The following is a 606-nucleotide window of genomic DNA, read 5'->3' as shown; positions in this document are numbered from 1 at the left end:
CAGATCCCCACGTCGTTGTCACCCCACGGGGGGTCCTGAACGTGCGAGCCACCGGTGACGATGGCCGCGCACACGTCCCAACTGCTGTGGGCGGAGCGGTAACCCTGCCACACGTACACGTAGGAGTAGTTCTTGCCGCAGCCCTTGTACTGCTTCACCGACGCCATCGTCTCCCCGCCGACGTTGAGGTAGGCGGTGCTGCCGATCTGCGTGACGCTGGAACAACCGGAGGGCGTGGCGGCGGCCTGGGCGGTACCGGGAACCGCGATGAGCGCCGGAACGGCAAGGGCAGCGACGGCGGCGATCTTGGTCAGGATACGCATGGCGGAACAACCTTCTTTCAGGGAAAGGGATTTGAGGAGATGCCTTCGGGCCGCCGAACGCAGCCGGCCAGGGACCTCAGGGCGCGCGGACAGCGGCGGATGAGGCGGAAGAATGTGTGGTGACGCCCGCTGCGCCGGCGGTCTCAGGCGCGTTGATTTCTGAGCGGGCGTCAGATACCCGGCCGACCCTGGGTGTTCGGGCGGAGGCGGGCAAGTGGTTCTCAAGTTCCCGGTGCGGCTGTGCTCATGTGGCCGGGAGAGCCGTGGGCTCGGTTCGTGGAGG

The 606-nt window shown here is 67.2% G+C and carries 1 pseudogene; it reads right to left on the bottom strand.

The features are described from left to right. Window positions 1-323: pseudogene (locus ABD323_RS43860) on the bottom strand (hypothetical protein); the annotation flags it as partial. Window positions 324-606: the final 283 nt, after the last annotated feature.

It is taken from the genome of Kitasatospora nipponensis (genome assembly GCF_039528135.1).
Taxonomy (GTDB): domain Bacteria; phylum Actinomycetota; class Actinomycetes; order Streptomycetales; family Streptomycetaceae; genus Kitasatospora; species Kitasatospora nipponensis.
This window is presented reverse-complemented; position numbering and strand designations above follow the sequence as displayed.